Consider the following 23,977-nt stretch of genomic DNA (forward strand, 5'->3'; position numbering starts at 1 on the left):
TGACAAAACCCCGGTCAGCACCACCGTGACCGACACCATCGACACCACCAACCTGTCGCTGACCGCGACCGGCACCGTGGCCGAAGGTGGCCAGATCACCTACACCGCGACCCTGACCAACGCCGCTGGCTCGCCAGTGACCGTGACCTTGTCGAACGGTGCTGTCATCACCATCGACGCCGGTAAAACCACCGGCACCGTGACCGTTCCGGCACCGGCCGATGACGTCTACAAGGACGCCGGCACCGTTCAGGCTACGATCAAGTCGGCCACCGGCGGCAACTTCGAAAACCTGGTGACCAGCACCACGCCAGCGGTGACCAGCGTCACCGACACCATCGACACCACCACCGTGAAGTTGACCGCGACCACAACCGCGGCCGAGGGTGGCACCGTCACCTACACCGCCACCGTGGGTGCACCGGTCACCGGCTCGCCAGTGACCGTGACCCTGTCGAACGGCCAGCAAATCACCATCGAAGTCGGCAAGACCACCGGCACCGTCACCACCACCGCGCCGAACGACGTGTTGAATGGTCATGCGCCACTGACTAACGCAATCACCGGTGTAAGCGGCGGCAACTACGAGAATCTGGTCGCCGACAAGACTCCGGTCAGCACCACCGTCACCGACACCATCGACACCACCAACCTGTCCTTGAGCGCCACCAATTCGGTCGCCGAGGGCGGTTCGATCATCTACACCGCTACCCTGACCAACGCTGCGGGCACCCCGGTGACCGTGACCCTGAGCAACGGTGCCGTGATCACCATCGAGGCCGGTAAAACCACCGGCACCGTGACTGTTCCGGCACCTGCCGATGACGTCTACAAGGACGCCGGCACTGTTCAGGCAACGATCACTAACGCCACGGGCGGCAACTTCGAAAACCTGGTGACCAGCAACACACCAGCCGTGACCAATGTCACTGACACCATCGACACCACTACCGTGAAGCTGACCGCGACCGCAACCGCGGCCGAGGGCGGCAATGTTGTCTACACCGCGACTGTCGGCGCGCCAGTGACCGGCTCGCCAGTGACCGTGACCCTGTCCAACGGCCAGACCATCACCATCGACATCGGCAAGACCACCGGCACCGTGACCACCACCGCGCCGAACGATGCGTTGAACGGTCACGCACCGCTGACCAACGCCATCACCAATGTCAGCGGCGGCAACTACGAAAACCTCGTGGCCGACAAGACTCCGGTCAGCACCACCGTCACCGACACCATCGACACCACCAACCTGTCGCTGACCGCGACCGGCACCGTGGCCGAAGGTGGTTCGATCGTCTACACCGCAACGTTGACCAACGCTGCGGGCACTCCGGTGACCGTGACTCTGAGCAACGGCGCCGTGATCACCATCGATGCCGGCAAAACCACCGGCACCGTGACCGTTCCTGCGCCAGCCGATGACGTTTACAAAGACGCCGGCACCGTTCAGGCCACGATCAAGTCGGCCACCGGTGGCAACTTCGAAAACCTGGTGACCAGCAACACACCGGCCGTGACCAACGTCACCGACACCATCGACACCACCACCGTGAAGTTGACCGCGACCACAACCGCGGCCGAGGGCGGCAACGTCGTCTACACCGCAACTGTCGGCGCACCGGTAACCGGTTCGCCAGTGACCGTGACCCTGTCCAATGGCCAGACCATCACCATCGACATCGGCAAGACCACCGGCACCGTCACCACGACTGCGCCGAACGACGTGCTGAATGGTCATGCACCGCTGACCAACTCGATCACCAACGTCAGCGGCGGCAACTACGAAAACCTCGTGGCCGACAAGACGCCGGTCAGCACCACCGTGACCGACACCATCGACACCACCAACCTGTCGCTGACTGCGACCGGTACCGTGGCCGAAGGTGGCTCGATCACCTACACCGCGACCCTGACCAACGCGGCAGGCACCCCGGTGACCGTGACCCTGAGCAACGGCTCGGTGATCACCATCGAGGCCGGTAAAACCACCGGCACCGTGACCGTTCCGGCACCGGCTGACGACGTCTACAAAGACGCCGGCACCGTGCAGGCAACCATCACCAACGCCACCGGTGGCAACTTCGAAAACCTGGTGACCAGCAACACGCCAGCGGTGACCAATGTCACCGACACCATCGACACCACCACCGTCAGCATCACCGGCAGCACCTCGGTGACCGAAGGCCAGACCGCAACCTATACCGTGAGCCTGACCCACCCGGCGCAAACCGAAGTGACCCTGAAAATCGTCTACAGCGGCACCGCCGCCGACGGTTCGGACTTCACCGGCGTGTACACCGTGAAGATCCCGGCAGGCGCCAGCAGTGCGCAGTTCAACGTCGCGACCATTGACGACAAGATCACCGAGGGCACCGAGAACTTCGTGGTCAAGATCGACTCGGCCACCGGCGGCAACTTCGAAAACCTGGCGGTCAGCAGCACCAACGGCAGCGTCAGCACCTCGATCATCGACAACGATGCGCCACCGGTCCTCGACCTCGACGCCAACAACTCCAGCGGCGCCACCGGGGCCGACTACAAGGTGACCTTCACCGAGAACACTCCGGGCGCGGGTGTGTCGATCGCCGACACCGACATCAGCATCACCGACCCGGACAGCACCATGCTGACCGGCGCCACCATCGTGCTGACCAACCGTCAGCCGGGCGACTCGCTGAACCTGGGCAACAGCGTCAACGGCATCACCATCAATGCCAACAGCAAGGATGGATCGATCACGCTGACCCTGTCGGGCAACGCGACGCTGGCCGACTACATGCAGCAGATCAAGAACATCACCTTCACCAACAACAGTGAAGATCCGAGCACCGTGCCGCGCATCATCACCGTGACGGTGACCGATGGCGGCAACTACTCCAACGTCGCCACCACCACGGTCAACGTGGTGGCCGTCAACGACGCGCCGGTCGCCGCACCGGTCAACGTCACAGGTACCGAAGACACCCCGCTGATCCTCGGCTGGTCGACCTTCGGCGTCACCGACGTCGACAGCCCGGCCTCGAGCCTGGGCGTGAAAATCACCCAGCTGCCGGGCGAAGGCAAACTGCAGTACCTGGACGGTTCGACCTGGAAAGACGTCGCCACCAACCAGACCTTCAGCAAGGCCGACATCGACGCCGGCAAGCTGCGCTTCCTGCCGGATGCCAATGAATCGGGTGTGAACGGTTATGGCGGCACCGGTCTGGGCAACAACCAGGCGGACTACGCACAGATCAAGTTCCAGCCAACCGACGGTCAACTGCTGGGCAACACCGGCACCATCAAGATCGACATCACGCCGGTGGCGGATGCGCCGACCCTGTCGGTGGCCGACAACAGCGTGAAGTCCACTGGCTTGATCAAGGATGTCTGGACCGGCCTGTCGGGCCTGGGCACCGACGGCAGCGGCGCCAACTCGACCACCCTGAAAAACGTGATCGACGGCGCAGGCAAACCGAACACCAGCGGCACCGTGACCAACGTGCAGTCCGACGGCAGCGTAGCTGCCGGCACCGCGTCGAAGACGTCCGGCCTGATCTACCTCGAAGCCGGCAAGACCTACACCTTCACCGGCACCGGCGATGACAGCCTGCTGGTGAACATCGGCGGCAAAAACGTAGCCTCCACGACGTGGGGCGCGGGCGGCAACCTCAACGGTTCGTTCACCCCGACCACCAGCGGCTACTACACTCTGGAGATCTACCACCATAACCAGAGCGGCCCGGGCAGCTACGACGTCAACCTGTCGGTCAACGGCGGTACGGCGATCGACCTGAGCAGTGCCGGCGTGCCGATCTACACCGGCGTACAGGACCTGGTGAACTCCGGCGTGACCGTCTCCGACCTGCACGGCACCAACGGCGAAGGCTATTACGACGGCTACAAGCTCAACACCGGCGCCGAAGGCACCACCGTGAAACTGTCGTCGATCAGCACCGCGCTGACCGACACCGACGGCTCGGAAACCCTGAGCATCAAGATCAGCGGCGCACCGGTCGGTTCGGTGCTCAGCGACGGCGCGGGCCACAGCTTCACCGTGACCGCCACCAGCGGCGACGCCAACGTCACCGGCTGGAACCTCGGCAGCCTGACCGTGACCCCGCCGGCCTACTACAACGGCCAGTTCAACCTGACCGTGACCTCGACCTCCACCGAGGCGCTGGGCGGCTCGGCCAGCACCACCGCGACCATTCCGGTCACCGTGGTGCCGGCGGTCTACAACTCGATTGTCGCCACTTCGGCCGACGACACCGTCACCGGCACCGACGGCAACGACATCATCGTCGCCGACATCGGCGGCCTGACCGTGGTGCCGGGCACCAACTACAACATCGCGTTCATGGTCGACAGCTCGGGCAGCATGAGCACCTCGTCGATCAACGCCGCCAAGGACTCGCTGACGTCGGTGTTCAACACCCTCAAGCAGAGCATGGGTAACAACTCGGGTACGGTGAACATCTTCCTGGTGGACTTCGATACCCAGGTCAACAAGTCGGTGTCGGTGAACCTCAACGACCCGAACGCGCTGACCAAGCTCAAGGCTGTGCTGGACTCGATGACCTCCGGTGGCGGCACCAACTACGAAGACGTGTTCAAGGCTACGGCCAACTTCTTCCAGAGCGCCGAAGCCGTGGCCAACACCGGGGCGAAGAACCTCACGTACTTCATCACCGACGGCCAGCCGACCTACTACCAGAGCGGCGAGCAGACCAACCCGACGCTGTACGGCAACGTGAAGCTCGACGACGTGGTGAAGACCAGCAACTACAAGCTGGGCGACAGCTTCAGCACTTACATCGACAGCACGCACTACCTGACCATCAGCACGGCGGGTGCCGTGGTGCTGCAGACGTACAAGAACGGCAGCTGGAACTGGAGCAACGTGGGCACCATCCACGCCCAGGGCGACGGCACCTACGAGCTGTCGAGCCTGGCAGGCTCCGGCAGCAGCACCAGCCAGGCCACCACTGACAATGCCAACAGCGCCTTCGCACTGCTGGGCAACCTGTCCAATGTGGAAGCCATCGGGATCAACAGCGGTGTCAGCCTCAACGACCTGAAACCGTACGACACCGATCACAACCCACAGACCAACATCGATCCGAAAGACCTGGCCAACTCGATCATCGGCCACACCGAAGCGACGATGCCGGGCAACGACACCGTCAACGGCGGCGACGGCAACGACATCCTGTTCGGTGATCTGGTGAGTTTCAACGGCATTGCCGGCGAGGGTTACCAGGCGATGCAGGCGTTCGTTGCGCAGCAGACCGGCGTCGATGTCAGCAAAGTCACCACCAGCAACGTGCACCAGTACATCACCGAGCACTATCAGGCGTTCGATGTGTCCGGTGCCCATGACGGCAACGACACGCTGCTGGGTGGCGCGGGCAATGACATCCTGTTCGGCGGCGGCGGCAATGACGTGCTCGACGGCGGCAAGGGCAATGACATCCTGCTCGGCGGCTCCGGCAACGACACGCTGATCGGTGGCCCGGGCAACGACATCCTGATCGGCGGTTCCGGTGCCGACACCTTCGTCTGGAAAGCAGGCGACACCGGCAACGATGTGATCAAGGACTTCAACGCCAGCGAAGGTGACCGTATCGACCTGCGCGACCTGCTGCAGGGCGAGTCCGGCAGCACCATCGACAACTTCCTGAAGATCACCACGGTCGACGGCGTGTCGTCGCTGCAAGTCAGTTCGGCGGGCAAGTTCAACTCCGCCGATGCGGCTGCCGCCACACCGGACGTGACGATCAAGCTGGAAGGCAACAACTGGTCCACTGCCAACATTCACAACCTGATTGCCGGCAGCGATCCGACCATCAAGGTCGACCACAACAACAGCTGATGCGTGAACAAAACGGCCGCCCCAATGGGGCGGCCGTCACGTTTGCGTCTTTCTTCCCGGTGACGATTGCGTCGCCGCACCGCATACTCCCGTGCAGTTGGCTATGCTGCTGACAGCATGACGCCGGTCCATTTCCGAGGGATGCTCAATGTTTTACGTGCAACGCGATGCACAGGGTCAGTTGGTTCGCGTGGAAGCTGCGGCCTGGGCCGAGGCCACGGAAACGCTGCCCGCCGACCACCATGAAATCCAGGCCTGGTTTGCCAACGCGGCCGTGGAAAACAGCCTCAAGCAGCTCAAGCAGAGCGACCTGGAAATGATCCGGGTACTCGACGACCTGATTCAGGTCCTGACCCAGAAAGGCGTGATCCGCGTCACCGACCTGCCGCCGGCGGCCCAGGCCAAGCTGATGGACCGGACCCAGGCCCGGGAAGCGTTGGGTGGGTTGAGCCAGTTGATTGATGATGAAGAGACCGGGTTGATCTGATCTCTTTTGTCCTGCCCGTTCCCGCGCTGTGCGTGGGAACGGGCAATTCATCACCAGGGTTTCGGCTCACCGAAAAGCTGTCCCTGAACCCCGTACAAGCCCATCTCGCGAATCACCGACAGTTCCCCTTCCGTCTCGACCCGCTCGGCAATCAGCGGCAGATCGATGCTGTGCGCCGCCCGCTGGATCGCCTCGATGAACAGGCGCTTGTCGCTCTCCTGGTCAATCGCGCGAATGTAGCTGCCATCGATCTTCAGGTACGCCAGCCCCAGCCGCGCCAGGTTGCCGATCATGCTGAAGCGCCCGCCGAAGCGTTGCAGGCTCAGGGAGAAACCGAGTTCGCGCAAACGTCGGGTCAACTGCTCCAGCACCGCTTGTTCCGGCAGTTGCTCCTCGCCGATTTCCAGGGTCAGTCGCGGCCCTAGATTGGAGTGCGAGCGCAGAATCTCGAAGACTTTGTTCAGCGCCTGCGGATCGGCCAGGGTCGCCGAAGACAGGTTCAGCGCCAGGGATTCTTCATGGCCGGCCATTTGCTCCAGCACTCGTTCGAGCATCAGCCGGTCCAGGCGTGCGGTCCAGCCAAAGCGCTCCAGCCACGGCAGGAAGCGCCCGGCGGGAATGGTCTGGCCCTGTTCGTCGAGCAGGCGCGACAGCACTTTGTAATGCAGCACCAGTTGCGTGTCCTGCGCTGCGACTACCGGCTGGAAGAACAACTCGAAACGCCGCTGATTCAGCGCCTGATCGAGCAGGCGGTGCCAGGCGTGGTGATCGTCGCCGACGTCCGCCACCAGGCTTTGGTCGAGGCACGCCCAGTTTTGCTCGCCCTGGCCTTCGGCCTGAGCCAGGGCCTGATCGCCGAGGCTGAGTACCGCTTGTGGGGAATCGCCGTGGGCGAACGGTGCCAGGCCGATAGAGGCCACAGCAGGCACGTCGGTGGCGCCCGTCGCATGCAGGCTGCCCAGGGCGCTGTCGAGGTTCTGCGCCAGTTGCAGCGCCTCTTCGCGGGTCAGCCCCGGCGCCAGCACGGCGAATTCACCGCCACGGATACGGGTCACGAGGTTCTGGGTTTCCGGGTATTTGGCGCACTCGCGAGAGAGTTGCTGGCCGACCGCTTTCAACAATTCATCGGTGCGCTGACCGCCGAGACGCTGGTTCAGCCCGGCAAGGTCCTTGACCCGCAGCAGCAACAGATAGCCGGAACTGGCCTGCTCCGGGTTGCTCACCCGGGCGTTCAGTTGCATCTCGAAATAGCGCCGGTTGGCCAGCCCGGTGAGGTTGTCCTGGTAGGACTCGGTACGCAGTTTTTCACTGCGCTCGGCCTGCTCCTGGAACAGCGCCTTGAGCTTCTCGACCATCTGGTTCATGGCCAGTACCACGCGACGCAGCTCAGGCGTGCGCGGCAGGTCCGGCAGGCTGAGGAATTCGCGACGGGCGATGGCGTGGGACTGCTTGACCATGTAATCCAGCGGCCGCAATTGCCGGCGCAGCAACAAAGCGCCCAGCACCGCACTCACCGCGCCGCAGACCAGCAACCAGCCCAGGCTGCCGAGTGCGCTCTGCCAGAGTTTGGCCAGGGCGAACATCGGGTGACTGACCACCTCGACCCGCGCCGCCTGTTCCCAGCCACGGCTGACCAGTGCATCGCCGCCGGCCGGTTCCAGGCCGATCAGTTTGACGAACCAGTCCGGCACGTTGGTGACGGCGGGAATGCCGCTGCGCTCGACGATGGTCTGGTCGGTCTTCAGATCGACCACGCGGATGCTCGAGTAATAACCGCTATCGAAGATCGAACTGACCAGCAGCTCGACCATCGCCGGGTCGTCGATATTCGGTGTCAGCGACAGCGCCAGCGCCGTGGCGGCGTCCTGGGCGTGGGAGCGCAACTGGTTGACGTACTGGGTGCGCGAGCTCTCCAGACTGACCATGAAGCTGCCGGTGAAGGCGACCACGAGGAACAGACAGATAGCGATCAACAGCTGTTTGAACAAGGACATCTGAGCGCGTGCTCCTAGTTAGTCGTCTCGACCGGGAATCCTTCGGCCTGCATTTTCTTCAACACATCCTGCCAGCGTGACAGGCGTTTGGTGTCGCCGACCTTTTTGTTGCCCTTGGCCCCCGGCAGGTACAGACCTTCGGCATTGAAAGAGTAGACCGGCAGCAAATCGGTTCGCTCGGAGGCCGGCCTGATCGGGTCGATCAGGCTGTCGAGCACCAGCGGCATGGCGTCGGGACTGGAATAGTAGGTCAACACCATGTGCGCGCGGTTCTGGCGCAGGGCCTTGACGTAGGTGATGCGCAACTTGTCACTGGCCACGCCGAGGTGGCGCAGGCTGAAATACTTGGCGATCGCGTAGTCTTCGCAGTCGCCGGCGCCTTTCCACAAGGCTTCGATGGGGGTCTCCCAATAATCGACCTGGCCCCACAGGTCGATGTCCTCGACGTAGCGCATCTGTTTGTTGAAAAACAGGTTCACCACCTTGAGCTTTTCCATCTCGCTGACCTGTTTCTGGGTGGCCAGCAGATTCTGCCAGGCATCGATCCGTTGTTGCCCGGCGCCCAGCGGTCCGTACAATGCCGTGGCCTTGCGGCTGATCGCGGAAAAATCCCAATCGGCATGCAGGCCGCCCAGCATGATGCCGGCCAGCAGCAGCGCGCAGGCAAGCCAGCGCGCAATCCGGGGGATCGCGAAACGTACCGCCAATGCAAGGCATCCAGGGCAGGAGGAAAGGCGTTTGATGGTGAAGGTTAGCCGAGCAAAAAACAATGGCACCCTGAGATCATCGCGTGCGCGCTAAACTTCAGATATGACAGGGTTGTTCTACACGGTTTGACAACCTGTAGAGCAATCACTAGTGTCCTTTGGATCCAAATTCAGCAGTCAACAGGGTGTGCAGTTGTGACCCAGAAGCCCAAGCCACTCCACAGCATCAAAGTCGAAGGGCCGATTCCCGCGCATCTGGCGCGCTCGGTCATCGAAGAAACCCTGCGCTCGGCGATTCTCGACGGGCGCCTGCCGTGCGGCACCGCCGTGCGCCAGCAAGACCTCGCGGACCTGTTCGGCGTCAGCCGCATGCCGGTACGCGAAGCGTTGCGCCAGCTCGAAGCCCAGGGCCTGTTGAGCGTGGTTGCCCACAAAGGCGCCGTGGTAGCGCCGCTGATCCAAGGTGACGCGACCGAAACCTACGAACTGCGCATCCTGCTGGAATCCGAAGCCCTGCGCCAATCGATCCCGCTGCTGACCAGCACCGATCACGAGCGCGCCGCCGGCTACATCGAAGAACTGGAAATCGAGCACGACTACACGGAGATCGGCCGGCTCAACCGCCTGTTCCACATGACGCTTTACAGCAAATCCCCGAACGGCCGTCTGCTGCGGCTGGTCGAGGACGGTTTGAATGAAGAGGAACGCTTCCTGCGCTTCAACCTCGAGGCCATGGGCCTGGGCAAGATCTCCCAGGACGATCACCGCGCTCTGCTGCAGGCCGTGCAGCAACGTGACACCCCGCTCGCAGTGGCGTTGCTGGAGCAGCACCTCAACCGCGGTGTCGAGGTCATCACCCGTTACCTTGCCAGCCCCGCCGCACAAAACCGCAAGACAGCCCGCTGATCCCCCCTTCCGGGTGAGCTCCCGCTCACCCGGCGAATAACCCGCTTACAAATCCCCATGCCGGTCACACTCAATTGCCGTGGCACTTCGGCGCCTGCGCTCTAACCTCCTCCCCTGCTTTGGGCAGCCCGGAAATTGCACCGCAAGGAAGTCATTTTCGACGATAGCCGCGGCGCCGATTTACGCGCACCCTTGAATCGCCAACCCAAATAGAACGGGGACGCGCCGCCCCGGCAGCAGTCTCCGCACCAGGAACCTACGGAAGGAGCCTTGTCACGGGAAAAGGAAGATTCGCCGCCGTATCAGGCCAACTTCATCCCCTCAGATCATTTCAATTACTTACTTCGAAAGTTGCTTTGAGTGAGGCATTCACTCTTGTTATTCAATTTTGGCCTTTAAAGGCCGAAAGGAGCAACTACGCCCAAATAAAACTCAACTTAAAAGTTTTATCAGCCTCGCTCGCACTTGAAAAACAGCAAACTTAAATTAATTAAAAATATACTTGTTAAGTTGTTTTGCGATGTATTAGTTTTTCTTCGCCGGGTTTTGCACCGAACCGAAAAGCCGGCAAGCTCCAACAACATGGCCCGCTGCACGTCAGCCCTTGCTGACGTTCCGATGTACCAGGCCTCTCGATACAACTTCAACTTTCATCGAAACGAATGAGGCTATCGCTCGCCTGGAAACTATATCCAACGTTGTTAGCCATTGATTGAGCAGTCCCTATATCCCTATAAGCCAGAGGCTCGCATCATGCCAACTAAAGAACAACTCGCCCAAAAGAAAGCCGAACTCAGTGTTCACCCGATCTTCTCCGAAATCGATTCGCTGTCGGTATTGCGGCGCTTCATGGAATCCCATGTATTTGCCGTATGGGATTTCATGTCGCTGACCAAACGGCTGCAACAGGAACTGACCTGCACCCGACTGCCGTGGCTGCCACCGCGCGATCCCCATGCCGCACGACTGATCAATGAAATCGTGCTTGGCGAAGAGTCGGACGATCGGCTGTCACACGGGCATTACAGTCATTTCGAGTTGTACCTGGATGCGATGCGCGAAGTCGGTGCGAGCACCTCGGCGGTGGAGCGCTTTGTCGCGCTGCAACAGGAGGGCGTGAGCTATGACGTCGCGCTGCAAAGTGTCGAGGTCGACCCGGCCGCCGCGCAGTTCGTCCGCGACACCCTGCACACCGCGCTGCATGCACCGGGGCACAGTGTTGCCGCCGCGTTCCTGCATGGCCGCGAGAGCGTGATCCCGACCATGTTCCAGCGCATGCTCGATGCCTGGGGTATCGGTGTCGAACAGGCGCCGACCTTCCGTTACTACCTGGAGCGACACATCGAAGTCGACTCCGAAGACCACGGCCCGGCCGCCGAGCAACTGCTGGAGCGCCTGGTCGATGGCGATCCGCAGCGCGAAGCCGAGGTCTATGCCAGCGCCATCGCCGCCGTGGAAAGCCGCATCGCGCTTTGGGACGGCCTGCGCCTGAGCATGCGCGAGCCGCTGGCGGAGGTGGCCGAATGAACGCCGCCGACTACCAATCCTTCGCCGACGCCTGGGAAAGCCGCGCCACCATCCGCACCCGGCCGCGCCGCGTGCTGGAGGACGATGCGCGGCTGATCTATCCGCTCAGCCGCCAGCCGTTGGTGCTCAGCGAAACCTTCCTGCGCGAATGTCCGGATCAGCGTGATTTTGCCTTGGTGCAGACGCTGTACAAGTTCATCAACGACGTGGTGATTTTCGAGACCGAGATCGTCGACAAGACCGCCCGCAGCATCGCCAAGAACCGCTTCGCCGTGGCCTTCCCGTTCGCCTGTCGCTACGACGCCATGACCGTCGTCGTGGACGAGGATTACCACGCGCTGGTGGCGATGGATTTCATGCAGCAGACCGTGGCCATGACCGGCATCGAGCCCATCGAGCTGCCAGATGAAATCGAACTGAGCCGGGCGATCCCGGCCGCCGTCGAACTGGCCCCGGAACACCTGCGCAGCGCCGTGGAACTGATCTGCGTGGCCATCGCCGAGAACACCGTGACCGGCGATGTCGCGGCGTTCGCCAGGGACGACACGGTCAAGCCGTCGATCAAGGGCCTGATGGCCGACCACTTGCTCGACGAGGGCCGGCACTCGAGCTTCTGGGCGCGGATGGTGCGCATCTACTGGCACACCGCGAGCGATGCGGATCGCGAATGCATCGCGCAGATCCTGCCGGTGTTCATCGGCCACTACCTGACCAACGACATCCAGAAGTCCTTCGACCTGCGCCTGATCGATGCCTTGCCGGTCAGCGATGCCACCCGCCGCGCACTGAAAGACGAGATGGCCGGGCTGGCCTTCCCGATCAATCGCCACCACCCGCTGGTGGGCAACATCGTGCGCTTTTTCCACAGCAGCTCACTGCTCGACACACCGTGCGTACAGCACGCCCTGCGCGACTACCTGGTTTGACACGGAGGCTGACATGAGACGTCTCGACATTTTGCTGACGGGCCGCAGCCAGGCCTTGACCGACCTGGCGCTGGAGCTCGAACAACACGGTCATTCATTGCTGTCGGAAGCGGCTCCGTCGATGGATCTGGTGATCGACGACGGCAGTCTTGCGCCACAGGACCACGGCACGACACCGCATCTGACCCTGCGGCTGGGCATCGGTGCAACGGGCGTCGGCGGACTGCCGGTGCTCGATCTGCTGTGCCTCTGCGACTCGACACTGCTGAGCCGCGTGCCCATCGCCGACGAACCCTCCGGCAACGGTCAGGCCCTGCGCCAGCGAACACTCGCACTGGTGGTGGACGAAGTGGCACTGCTGGTCAGCCGTTTTTCCCGCGATGACGAGTATTTCCAGCATGCGACGACGGCCCGCGCGCCGGACTTCGAGCAGGTGGAAAGCCTGCTGTTTCTCGACAGCCTGGCCTATGTGCATCGCTTCAATGCCACGGCCAATCCGGCGTTGCTGCAACAGGCGCAGATTCCGGTCATCGAGCGCCTGCAAGAAAGCCTGATCGAGCATGCCGAACGCCCGGCGCTGCACCTCGCCGAGCAGTCGATCAGCTATCGCCAGTTGCATGATCACAGCCGGGCGATCCAGCAGCGGTTGCTGGCGATGCTGGAGACACAACCACAACCGTGGGTGGTGGGGATTTGCCTGCCGAAATGCGATGCGCTGTTTGCTTCGATTCTGGCGGTTCTCGGCAGCGGCGCGGTGTATCTGCCGCTGGAGCCAAGCCATCCGCTTCAGCGCCAGCAGTACATCCTCGAAAACGCCGGTGCGGTGTTGTTGCTGCACGATGGCGAACATCCGCTGAGTGATTCGATGCCGGGGCTGGATGTCTGCCGCATCGACCGCACTGAAATCGATCCGACGCTACCGCTGATGCTTCGCCGGCCCGAGCTCGATTCAGCGTGCATGGCGCTCTACACCTCCGGCACCACCGGCCATCCGAAGGGTGTGCTGCTCAGTCAGGCGAACCTCGCGCATTTCACGGCGTGGTACGCCGATTACGTGCAGTTGCACGCCGAGAGTCGAGTGCTGCAGTTCTCGTCGCTGAGTTTTGACTCGTCGCTGATCGACATCTTCCCGACCCTGCTCGAAGGCGCAGAACTGGTGGTGCCCGACGACAATCAGCGCCGCGATCCACTGCAACTGGTGGCGTTGATCCGCCGCCGACAACTGACCCACGCGTTCCTGCCGCCGGCGCTGTTGAGCATCCTGCCGCTGGAGCAACTGCAAAGCGTCGGGCAGATCATGACCGGCGGTGACGTGTGCGAGCCGTTCGTGATCGAGCAACTGACGCGCCAGGGCAAGCTGCACAACCTCTACGGCCCCACCGAAGCCACGGTGCTGATCACCGCGCGGCAGTTGCAACCGGGCGACAGCAATCGCACCCTCGGCGGGCCGATTGCCAACAGCCAGGTGCTGATTCTCGATGACGATCTGCAACCGGTGCCGGAGCAAACGGTGGGCGAATTGTTCATCGTCGGCCCCGGCGTGTGCCTGGGTTACCTGAACAATCCGCAGCAGACCGCCGAGCGCTATCTGGACCTGGCGTTGCCGGACGGCCAGCGTCTGCGCGCCTACCGCAGCGGCGACATGGCCAAGTGGGGCGAGGACGGCATCGAGCTGTGCGGACGCCGCGACAATCAGGTGAAGATCCGCGGCTTCCGGGTCGAGCCGGAAGAGATCGAACGGTGCCTGCGCGAGAGTCAGCTGTATCGGCAGATCGCCGTGGTGATCGACAGTCAGCGGCGGATTCTGGCGTTCCTCGCCCAGCCGCAATCGGACGCCGCCCGCGATGCGCTGAAGGCACATGCCCAGCAGTTTTTGCCCGACTACATGCAACCGGTGGCATGGACGGAACTGCCGAACATGCCGTTCGCCGCCAACGGCAAAGTTGACCGCAAAGCCTTGCTGGATCTGCCGGTGAGCGTGCAGGACAGCGGCCCGAAATGCCTGCCGGCCAACGCCGACGAAGCGTTGCTGCTGGAGATCTGGGGCGAGTTGCTGGAGCTGCCGACCAGCGACATTTCCACCGATGAAAGCTTCTTCAATCTCGGCGGTCACTCGATTCTGCTGTCGCGCATGCTCCTGCGTCTGCGGGAGGAATTCGGTCGCAGCATCTCGATCAACCGCTTCATCGAACTGCCGACCATCGCCAAGCTCGCCACGCTGGTGCGCGGCACCGATGACAGCGCGGTGCTCAGCGCCCAGGCCATGGCCGACGCCGAGCGACCGCTGGACATCGAGCCATTGCCGATCAGCCGCATGGGCGATGTGCACAAGGTGATCGTCACCGGCGCCAACAGTTTTGTCGGCGTGCACATCGTCGAGGCGCTGCTGGGATGGGGCGCCAGCGAAGTGGCATGTCTGGTGCGCGACGGCGGTGGGCAAACGGCGGCGCTACGCTTTGCCCAATCGTTGCGAGAGAACCGGCTGGAGCATCTGGATCTGAGTCGGGTGCGGGTCTACTCCGCCGACATTACTCAGCCGCAACTGGGCCTGTCCGCTAGCGATTTCGAGCGACTGGATCGCGACTTCGGCGCGCTGGTGCACAACGCGGCGAACGTCAATCACGTCCTCGATTACGAGTCGCTGGCGGCGGACAACGTCGAGCCGATTTTCGAACTGCTCAGGTTGTGCGAAGGCCGCAGCAAGAAGGTGTTCAATTTCGTCTCGACGCTGTCGGCCTCCAGCACTGTCGACGACGCGGGCCGGGTGCTGGAATTGCCCGCTGCACCGACGCCGCCGATCTACATCCGCAACGGCTACAACCTGTCGAAATGGGTCGGCGAACGCATCCTCGAACGGGCGCGGGAGCGTGGGGTGCGGGTCAATCTGTATCGGCCCGGCAACATCAGTTTCAACAGCCTCAGCGGCGTCTGCCAGCCGCACAAGAACCGTTTGATGCTGATGCTCAAGGGCTCGATCCAGCTCGGCCAGGTGCCGGCCTTCGCGCTGAACTTCGACCTGATGCCGGTGGACTTTCTCGCCCGTTTTATCGCCTTCCACGCCAGCCGTTACTCGGCCGAACGGGCGGTGTTCAACCTGCACAACCCGGAGCCCCTGAGCTGGGATGCCTACGTCGCGTCGTTCCGCGAAACCGGCAGCGAGTTTGCGCTGGTCAGCGTCGCCGACTGGCAACAGCAACTGGGCCGGGTCGATGCCGACAACGCGCTGTTCGGCGTGCTCGGTTTCTACCTCAACGGCTTCGAGGAAGACATCGGCGACATCTCCCTGATCGGCCACGCCAACGCCCAGGCCGGCGTGCAACAGATGGGCGCGCACTACCCGGAAAAATCCCCGGCGCTGCTGCGTCGCGGCTGCGACTACCTGAAAGAAATCAACTTCATCTGACTCATCAACCAAGGAGCAACATCATGAGCAATCTGCAACCCGACACCCTGATCAAAAACCCTCACGGCTGCCACGTCGTGTCTTCGGTGGAAGTGCCGGTGGACGCCAGACAAGTGTGGGCGGTGGTCGGCCAATTCGACGGCTTCGACCGTTTCATTCCGGCCCTGTCGCACATCGAGATGACCGGCGAAGGCGTGTCTTCGCTGCGCAAGAAATTCTTCAAGGATGGCAACGTGGTGGTCGAGCAACTCAACTCCCGGGACGACCAGGCGCTGAGCATGACCTGGACCACGATCTACAACACCCTGGGTGTGGCCAATCTGTGGGCGGCGATGAATGTGGAATCGCTGGGCGCGGGCAAGTCGCGGGCGACCTGGACGATCATTGCCGAGCCGGCCAGTGGTGGGCCCGAGGCGCTGCCGGGGTTCAAGGATTTCGTCCAGGGGTTTGCCGATGATGCGATGGGCAATGTGCTGAAGCTGTTTGTGTAAGGCATGAAAAAGCCCGCTGCGGATCACTCCGCAGCGGGCTGTTTTTTGACCGCAAGCGATCAGATCTTGAAGCTGTCGACCAGTTGTTTCAAACGGTTGGCCTGCTGCGACAACGCATCGCAATCCTTCAACGTTTCATTGAGGTTGGCCACGCTCTGCTGGTTCAGCAGGTTGATCTGGTTGACGTCGACGTTGAGAGTTTCCACCACGGCGGTCTGCTCTTCGGTCGCCGCTGCCACCGACTGGTTCATGCCGTCGATTTCGCCGATGCGCTGGGTCACGCTGACCAGACGCAGACCGGCCTGGTTTGCCACTTCGACGCTCTCTTCGCTGGACGCCTGACTGGCGTTCATGGTGGTCACCGCTTCACGGGAACCGACCTGCAGCGAGGTGATCATCTTGTGGATTTCTTCCGCCGACTCCTGGGTACGGTGAGCGAGGTTACGCACCTCGTCCGCTACCACCGCGAATCCGCGACCGGCTTCACCGGCACGGGCCGCTTCGATGGCCGCGTTGAGCGCCAGCAGGTTGGTCTGTTGGGAGATACCTTTGATCACATCGAGAATGTGGCCGATGTTGTCGGTGCTCGCATTCAGGGTTTCGATCTGGGTGCACGACAGGCTGATTTTCTGCGACAGCTCGGTCATCGCCTGAATCGTCTGCTCGACCACCTGACGACCGTCATCGGCCTGCTCGCTCGCGCCGCTGGCGTGTTGCGAAGCGTCGGCGGCGTTACGGGCGATTTCCTGAGTGGCGGCGCCCAGCTGATTGATCGCGGCCGCCACGCTGTTGGTGCGTGCGCTTTGCTCGTCGGAACCGATGATCGAGGCGTTGGAGGATGCCATCACCCGTTGCGACAGGTCGTGTACGTGACGAGTCGCGGAAGACACTTCGGAAATGGACGCGTGAATACGTTCCACGAACTGGTTGAACGAACTGCCCAGCTCGCCGAACTCGTCCTTGCTTTCCACCACCAGACGACGGGTCAGGTCACCTTCGCCCTGGGCGATGTCCTGCATCGCGCGGCCCATGGTGATCAACGGACGCATCAGCACGGTGATCAACAGGCTCAGGAAGACTGCAATCGCACCCACTGCGACGAACATCGCGATCAGTGCCGAGGTACGGAACTGGCTGAGCGCGGCGTAGGCCTTGTCGCGATCGATCGACAGACCGATGTACCACTCGGCATTCGGCAGACCGGTGACCGGGGTGAACGACAGGATGCGTTCCTGGCCGTTCAGCACCACGTTCTGGTTGCCCTTCTGGATGCGTACATCGGCGTTCGGGTAGATGTCCTTGAGGTTCTTCATCACCTGGTCTTTGTCCGGGCTGACGATCACCTGACCGTCACCGCTGACCAGGAATGCGTGGCCCAGGCCACCGAAGTCCACCGAGTTGATGATCTTCACCAGGGTTTCCAGACTCAGGTCACCGCCCACCACACCGAGCAGCTCGCCGTTCTTTTTCACCGGCATGGCGATGGTCACCACCAGACCGCCAACGGCAGCCATGTATGGCGGGGTCAGCATGGTCTGGTCAGCGGCCACGGCCTGCTTGTACCAGGGACGCTGACGCGGGTCGTAGCCGTCCGGCATCTTCGCGTCAGGACGCTGGGTGAACACGCCGTTGGCCTGGCCGACGTAGGTGAACTGGAAGTTCGAGGTGAAGGCCGGTTGATCGACCAGCCCCGGGAAGTCGGCGTTCTTGCCCTGATGAGCGACGTTCTGCGCGAGGTTTTCCAGCACCAGAATCCGCCCGCTCATCCAGTTCTGCACACTGCTGGCGGTCAGGTCGCCGGCCTGCTGGACGGAGGACTGCAGGTTCTGGCGAATGGTGTTTCGCTGCAGATAGTCGTTGTACAACGTGAACAGCGCGAACGCCAGGACCACGACGCCCGAGGCGGCCAACAGGATTTTATGGCTGAACTTGAGATTCATTTCATGGGACTTCTTATGCCAAAAGTGGGGATGCGTTCCGGATGCAACATTCCATGTACAGCGCAGGCAGCGTTCTGATGGCTGCTCTACTTTGGTGCACGCATGTCTCACCAGTCTGTCGGCACGATTCGGAGAAAACTTAGCGTTTTGTAGGAAATGGACGGCATTTCTGCCAGCTTCCCGCCGAACGGCGTGCCAGAGCGTTCGCCTGTCATTTTTTGATGACTGTTTTGCAGCGTCGGTTGCAAATTCTGTAACCCTTGATGACAATGCGACTAATTATCATTTGTGACGTTCGGGCTGTCGCGTTCATGTCCTCACCTGAGTTTGCAGTACAGGCGCTTTACAGTAGTCATCACGGCTGGCTCAACAGCTGGTTGCGCGCGCGACTGGGCAATGCCGCCGATGCGGCGGATCTGGCTCAGGACACCTTCGTGCGCCTGCTGCAACGCACCGAACGCCTCGAACTCAAGGCGCCCCGCGCTTTTCTGCGCACCATTGCTCGCGGGCTGGTGATCGACCATTGGCGACGCGAGGAAATCGAACGCGCGTATCTGGAAACCATCGCTCACTTGCCCGAAGCCGAGACACCCAGTGCCGAAGCCCGAGCGCTGGTGATCGAACTGCTGGAAAGCATTGCCCGCATGCTTGAAGGACTGAAGCCCAAAGTGCGTCAGGCATTTCTGCTGGCGCAGTGCGAAGGTTTGACTCACAAGCAGATCGCCGTGCAGATGGGCCTGTCCTTGCGCTCGGTAGAGCGCTACGTCGCCGATGCGCTGTATCACTGCTACGTGCTGCGGTACGAAAGCTGATGCCGGTGGATAACCTGTCAATCGCCCGCAGCGCCGAGCCACAGCAGAAAGTGGTCAAACAGGCGATCCACTGGCTGCTGCGCCTGCGCAACAATCATGGCAATTCGCGCCTGAACCACCAATGCGAACAGTGGCGCGCCGAGCACCACGATCACGAAGTGGCCTGGCAACGGGTGCAATCGCTGCAAAACGAATTGACCCACAACCTGCGTGCCGTGCCAGGCGCACAAGTGGCATTCAATACATTGGAAAACAGTGCGCAGGGCCTCGGTCGCCGCCAGGCATTGAAGCTGTTGTCCGGTGCGTTGTTGATGGGCTCCGCCGCACGGCTCGCCAGAGATACGTCGGCCTGGCAGCAATGGAGCGCCGATTACGCCACCGCCACCGGCGAACGTCGTGGATTCCAGTTGTCTGACGGCACGCGGATCGAACTGAACACGGCCAGCGCCGTGGACCTCGATTACACCGCGCAACAGCGGCTGATCAAACTGACTCGGGGCGAGATCATCGTGACCTGCGGCGCCGGCGGAGGTTCGGTGGTCGATCGACCGCTGCGAGTGCAAAGTCGTCATGGCACCTATGAGCCGTTCGACGCGCGCTTCATCCTGCGTCAGGAAGGTGATTGCACGCGCCTGAGCGTCACCAGTGGCCGGGTCGCAATTCTTTCGCCGCGGACGAGTGCTGGCGCTTCCACCGAGGTGCTTGCCGGTCAGAGTTATTTGATCGACCACCATCAGGCGCGCCCCGCTCCGCCGCTGGACATGGATGCCGGCGCCTGGATCGACGGGCTGATCGTGACGCGCAACATGCGCCTGGGCGACTTCCTCAAAGAGGTTGGTCGCTATCGTCCAGGCTTCTTGAGTTGTGCTGCACAAGTCGCGGATCTGCGTTTGTCCGGCGTGTTCCGCCTCGATGACACCGACAAGCTGCTGGCGATCCTGCCGCAGACCCTGCCGGTGCAGTTGCGCTATCGCACCCGCTGGTGGGTAACGCTGGAACGAGCCGTCTGAGATTTTTCTGGCGGGTTTTCATGGCAAGTCCGGCTTAGTCAGTAAGCACTTCAACTCAGCCTTCGCGACTAGCAACGGAAACCTACAATGACTGCGCGCGTTACCTGTAAGAACCCTCTGAATTTCACTGCCGAATCGGGCCTTCTGCGCCACGCCGTTCGTGCCGCGTTGTTCTCCACGGCACTGGGCGTCGGCCTGCTGCCGAACCTGAGCGTCGCGGCGAGCGCCAGTGAGGTCAGCAGCCACCGCTACAACATCACCGCCGGGCCATTGGGCGAGGCGCTGAATCAGTTTGCGCGCCAGGCCGGCATCACCTTGTCGATGACCCCGCAGCAAACTCAAGGCCGACAATCACCCGGCGTGCAGGGCGAGTATTCGACCGATCAGGCGTTGAGCCATCTGCTGGGTGGCTCAGGTCTGGAGGCGGTCAGCCAGGACGGCAGCAGCTATGTCTTGCGCTCCATCGCGGAGTCCGAAGCACTGGCCCTGCCAACCACCGATATCAAAGGCTTCGCCCTCGGCAACGCATTGGGCAGCATGGACGGCTACAACGCGACGCACAGTCAGATCGCCACCAAAACCAGTACCGCGCTGCTGGAAACGTCGCAAAGCGTGTCGGTGGTCACCCGCGAACAAATGGACGATCAGGGCTCGCAAACCGTGTCCCAGGCCATGCGTTACACCCCCGGTGTGCTGACCAACCCCTATGGCGCAACGCACCGTTACGACTACGTGGCGATGCGCGGTTTCAACGACGGCTCGGTGGATAACATCTACCTCGACGGCCTCAAGTCGATGGGCGACAGCGGCACCTACAGCACGATGCAGGTCGATCCGTATTTCCTTGAGCGCGTCGATATTCTGAAGGGCCCGTCGTCGGTGCTCTACGGCCGGAGCTCCCCGGGCGGTCTGGTGGCGTTGACCAGCAAGAAACCGTTGTACGAGGCCTATCACCAAGTTCAAGCCACGGTTGGCACTCAGGGCCAGCGTGGTGTCGGTTTTGACTTCAGCGGCCCGGTCGATGACGACAAGCGCATCGCCTATCGTCTGATCGGTTTGACGGATCAGTCCGACACGCAATTCGACCACAACAAGGAAAAACGCTTCGCTCTCGCGCCGACAGTCAGCATCGACTTCAACGAAGACACTTCACTGACCCTGCAGGCCTATCTGCAACATGACCCGGATGGCGGCTATCACGGTGGCGTGCCGGCGGACGGCACGACTCATCAGCGCAACGGCAACAGGATCTCGCCGCATTTCTTCGAAGGCGAACCGGGAGTCGATGGTTATTCCCGCGATCAGCAGTCGTTCGGTTATCAATTCGAGCATCGCTTCAACGACGTCTTCACCGCGCGGCAGAATTTCCGTTACCTCGACTCCAAAGTGAACATGGATCAGGTGTACGCCTATGGCTGGACGTCGCCGACCAGCAACGAGCTGAATCGCTACTACACCGGCGGTGACGAACGACTGCATGCGTTCATCGTCGACAACATGCTCCAGGCCGAATTCTTCACCGGCGCGACCAAGCACACGGTGCTGATGGGCGCGGATTACCAGCGACGCAAAACCGTGGTCGACTGGACCAGCGGTGGTCTGGCGCCGATCAATGCGTTCAACCCGGTGTACGGCAATGCCGCCATCGACATGTATGGTGAGACCAGTTACCTACGTCGTCTGGAGCAGACCGGGGTTTACCTGCAAGACCTGATTGAAATGGACAAATGGCGCTTCTCGCTCGGGCTACGTCAGGACTGGGTAGAGACGTCCGAGGAGAACCGGATTGCCGAGGCGGGCCGCCCGGTCGGCACAGAAATCAGCGACAAACGCACCAAACTGACTGGCCGAGTCGGCGCGCTGTACCTGTTCGACAACGGCCTGGCGCCGTACATCAGCTACTCGGAGTCGTTCAACCCGAACTCCTATGCCGACAGCGCCGGTAATCCACTGGCCCCAACGGATGGCACGCAGTGGGAAGCGGGTCTGAAGTACCAGCCAACTGGCACCGACAATCTGTTCACGGCCTCGCTGTTCCGGATCGACCAGGAAAACCTGGCGACTAAATTACCGCAGGAAAACTTCTATCGTGCTGTAGGCGCTGTCCGCTCCCAGGGTCTGGAACTGGAAGCGCACATGCAGCTCACCGACAATCTGAAAGTGCTCGGTAGTTACACTTTCACCGATATCGAATACTCGAAGTCGATGGTCAGCACCCTGAGCACCCCGACAAACGTGATCGAGAACAAAGGCAACTCGCCAACCCAGGCTCCACGACACATGGCTTCGCTATGGGCGGACTACAAGTTCGACAGTGCGGCGCTTGATGGCTTGCGAGTGGGCGGTGGTGTGCGTTACGTCGGCTATAGCTGGGCGGATGCAGAGAACACCATGAAGGTGCCGTCCTACACGTTGTTCGACGCGTCGATCGGTTATGACCTGGGTAAAGTTGGCTTGAAGGGTGTCGACGTACGCCTGAATGCGAACAACCTAACCAACGAATCCTACGTGGCCTCCTGCGCCAGTCTGAACTTCTGCTACATGGGCGAGGAGCGCAACGTCGCCGCCACGGTCAGCTACCAGTTCTAAGCCTTTGTCTTGGGCATAAAAAAGCCAGTCCCTGAGTTTCAGGGACTGGCTTTGTCGTATTCGTGGGGAAATTTTCATGCGTTCGTTTCTGGTTTTACTGCACCGGTATATCGGGTTGGCCACGGCTGTGTTTCTGCTGCTGGCGGGAATTACCGGGAGCATTCTGGCGTTCAACCATGAGCTGGATGAGTGGCTGAACCCTGGGTTTTACGCGGCGTCGGCCGAGGGGCAGCGTCTACCGCCAGGTGAGCTGGTCGGTGCGGTGCAATCTGCACATCCGAAGCTGCAGGTCTGGTACATGGAGTATCCGAATGAGGCAGGCCACACAGCCTTGCTGGCGGCGGTTCCACGTAATGATCCGGCGACGGGCAAACCGTTCGATGAGCGTAATCAGGTGTTCTATCTCGACGCGGTCAATGGTGAGCAAAAAGGCCAGCGCTATTGGGGCGAGTGCTGTTTTCAGCGAGAGAACTTCATTCCTTTCATTCTTGAGTTTCACTACAACCTGACGCTGCCCGGGAATTGGGGTTTGCTGTTGATGGGATTGGTGGCCATTGCCTGGGTGATCGATTGCTTCATCGCTTTCTTGCTGACTTTGCCTCGGGGTAAACCGTTCTGGAAAAAGTGGTCTACGGCCTGGAGAATCAAAGGGGGGCATGCCTATCGGCTCAACTTCGATCTGCATCGGGCGGGGGGCTTGTGGCTATGGTTGTTATTGCTGCCGATAGCCGTCAGCAGCGTGGCCATGAACTTGCCGAGCCAGGTCTTCAAACCGGTGGTGTCGCTGTTTTCTCCGATTGAACCGAGCGTATATGAGGCCCGAGGTCGAATGCCTGCCGATGAGTTGGGGATCACTCGATTGAGTTATCAACAGGCCTACGAAAGGGCCCAGCAGGAAGGAAAAAGGCTGGGACTGACTGCGGCGATCGGTGAGTTGTATTACAGCTTTGAGTACAACTTCTACGGCGCAGGGTTTGGACAGCATGACACCGAGGCCCACGGCAAATCCTGGTTGTTTTTCCACGGTACCGACGGACGATTACTGGGGCAGGAGATCGCAGGAGAAGGGACGTTGGGAGAGCGGTTTTATCGGTTGCAGTTGCCGATACATGGGGGACGGATCATAGGTTTTACCGGACAAGTGATGATCGCGGTATTGGGTGTTCTGATTGCGGGGTTGTCCGGGACTGGCGTCTACATCTGGTGGCGCAAATGGCAGGCTCGTCGAAGCAGCAAGGCACGCAGAACGGTTTGAAGACGGGGCTTTTGCAGGCTCTGAAATGACAAAACCCCAACTGCTTTCGCAGTTGGGGTTTCGGAATTTAATC

The 23,977-nt window shown here is 61.4% G+C and carries 13 protein-coding genes and 1 pseudogene; 11 read left to right on the plus strand and 3 right to left on the minus strand.

Annotated features, from left to right (window positions below):
• Both M5B98_RS28320 and M5B98_RS28325 read left to right on the plus strand, forming a co-directional pair.
• Nucleotides 1-5,857 (plus strand): annotated as a pseudogene (locus M5B98_RS28320) (LapA family giant adhesin); the annotation flags it as partial.
• A 148-nt stretch (nucleotides 5,858-6,005) separates the two neighbouring features.
• Nucleotides 6,006-6,344: a tryptophan synthase subunit beta gene (locus tag M5B98_RS28325; RefSeq protein ID WP_085712603.1), complete on the plus strand. Its 339-nt coding sequence runs from the start codon at nucleotides 6,006-6,008 to the stop codon at nucleotides 6,342-6,344.
• A 50-nt stretch (nucleotides 6,345-6,394) separates the two neighbouring features.
• Here M5B98_RS28325 and lapD read toward each other — a convergent pair whose 3' ends face one another.
• Complete coding sequence (gene lapD, locus M5B98_RS28330; RefSeq protein WP_085733434.1) at nucleotides 6,395-8,338, minus strand: cyclic di-GMP receptor LapD; 1,944 nt, start codon at nucleotides 8,336-8,338, stop codon at nucleotides 6,395-6,397.
• Nucleotides 8,339-8,352: 14 nt separating this feature from the next.
• Nucleotides 8,353-9,045 carry a cysteine protease LapG gene (lapG, locus tag M5B98_RS28335; protein ID WP_248744649.1) on the minus strand — a complete coding sequence of 231 codons (693 nt, stop codon included), beginning with the start codon at nucleotides 9,043-9,045 and terminating at the stop codon, nucleotides 8,353-8,355.
• 195 nt (nucleotides 9,046-9,240) lie between these two features.
• Between lapG and M5B98_RS28340 the strand changes: the two genes are divergently transcribed.
• The 5 genes from M5B98_RS28340 (at nucleotide 9,241) to M5B98_RS28360 (ending at nucleotide 16,298) form a co-directional block, all read left to right on the plus strand.
• Nucleotides 9,241-9,951: a GntR family transcriptional regulator gene (locus M5B98_RS28340; RefSeq protein WP_248744650.1), complete on the plus strand. Its 711-nt coding sequence runs from the start codon at nucleotides 9,241-9,243 to the stop codon at nucleotides 9,949-9,951.
• A 753-nt stretch (nucleotides 9,952-10,704) separates the two neighbouring features.
• Complete coding sequence (locus M5B98_RS28345; protein WP_119428524.1) at nucleotides 10,705-11,478, plus strand: DUF3050 domain-containing protein; 774 nt, start codon at nucleotides 10,705-10,707, stop codon at nucleotides 11,476-11,478.
• Entirely contained in the window at nucleotides 11,475-12,404 is a 930-nt protein-coding gene (locus M5B98_RS28350) for a diiron oxygenase (RefSeq protein ID WP_248744651.1), read from the plus strand. The genes M5B98_RS28345 and M5B98_RS28350 overlap by 4 nt, the downstream gene beginning before the upstream one ends.
• A gap of 13 nt (nucleotides 12,405-12,417) precedes the next feature.
• Complete coding sequence (locus tag M5B98_RS28355; RefSeq protein ID WP_248744652.1) at nucleotides 12,418-15,807, plus strand: amino acid adenylation domain-containing protein; 3,390 nt, start codon at nucleotides 12,418-12,420, stop codon at nucleotides 15,805-15,807.
• A gap of 23 nt (nucleotides 15,808-15,830) precedes the next feature.
• Nucleotides 15,831-16,298 carry an SRPBCC family protein gene (locus M5B98_RS28360; protein WP_169428301.1) on the plus strand — a complete coding sequence of 156 codons (468 nt, stop codon included), beginning with the start codon at nucleotides 15,831-15,833 and terminating at the stop codon, nucleotides 16,296-16,298.
• 59 nt (nucleotides 16,299-16,357) lie between these two features.
• Here the strand turns inward: M5B98_RS28360 and M5B98_RS28365 are convergent, their stop codons facing one another.
• Nucleotides 16,358-18,238: a methyl-accepting chemotaxis protein gene (locus M5B98_RS28365; protein WP_085712595.1), complete on the minus strand. Its 1,881-nt coding sequence runs from the start codon at nucleotides 18,236-18,238 to the stop codon at nucleotides 16,358-16,360.
• A gap of 311 nt (nucleotides 18,239-18,549) precedes the next feature.
• On the opposite strand from M5B98_RS28365, the gene M5B98_RS28370 reads away from it, so the two are divergent.
• From M5B98_RS28370 to M5B98_RS28385, 4 genes are all read left to right on the plus strand, one after another.
• Entirely contained in the window at nucleotides 18,550-19,050 is a 501-nt protein-coding gene (locus M5B98_RS28370) for a sigma-70 family RNA polymerase sigma factor (RefSeq protein ID WP_248744653.1), read from the plus strand.
• Nucleotides 19,050-20,060, plus strand: coding sequence for a FecR domain-containing protein (locus tag M5B98_RS28375; RefSeq protein ID WP_248744654.1), 1,011 nt, complete (start codon nucleotides 19,050-19,052; stop codon nucleotides 20,058-20,060). Before M5B98_RS28370 ends, M5B98_RS28375 begins: the two co-directional genes overlap by 1 nt.
• A gap of 87 nt (nucleotides 20,061-20,147) precedes the next feature.
• Nucleotides 20,148-22,649: a TonB-dependent siderophore receptor gene (locus M5B98_RS28380; RefSeq protein WP_248744655.1), complete on the plus strand. Its 2,502-nt coding sequence runs from the start codon at nucleotides 20,148-20,150 to the stop codon at nucleotides 22,647-22,649.
• A 76-nt stretch (nucleotides 22,650-22,725) separates the two neighbouring features.
• Nucleotides 22,726-23,904 carry a PepSY-associated TM helix domain-containing protein gene (locus tag M5B98_RS28385; RefSeq protein WP_248744656.1) on the plus strand — a complete coding sequence of 393 codons (1,179 nt, stop codon included), beginning with the start codon at nucleotides 22,726-22,728 and terminating at the stop codon, nucleotides 23,902-23,904.
• Nucleotides 23,905-23,977 lie beyond the last annotated feature (73 nt).

It is taken from the genome of Pseudomonas sp. MWU12-3088 (assembly GCF_023242405.1).
In the GTDB taxonomy this organism is placed as follows: domain Bacteria; phylum Pseudomonadota; class Gammaproteobacteria; order Pseudomonadales; family Pseudomonadaceae; genus Aquipseudomonas; species Aquipseudomonas kribbensis.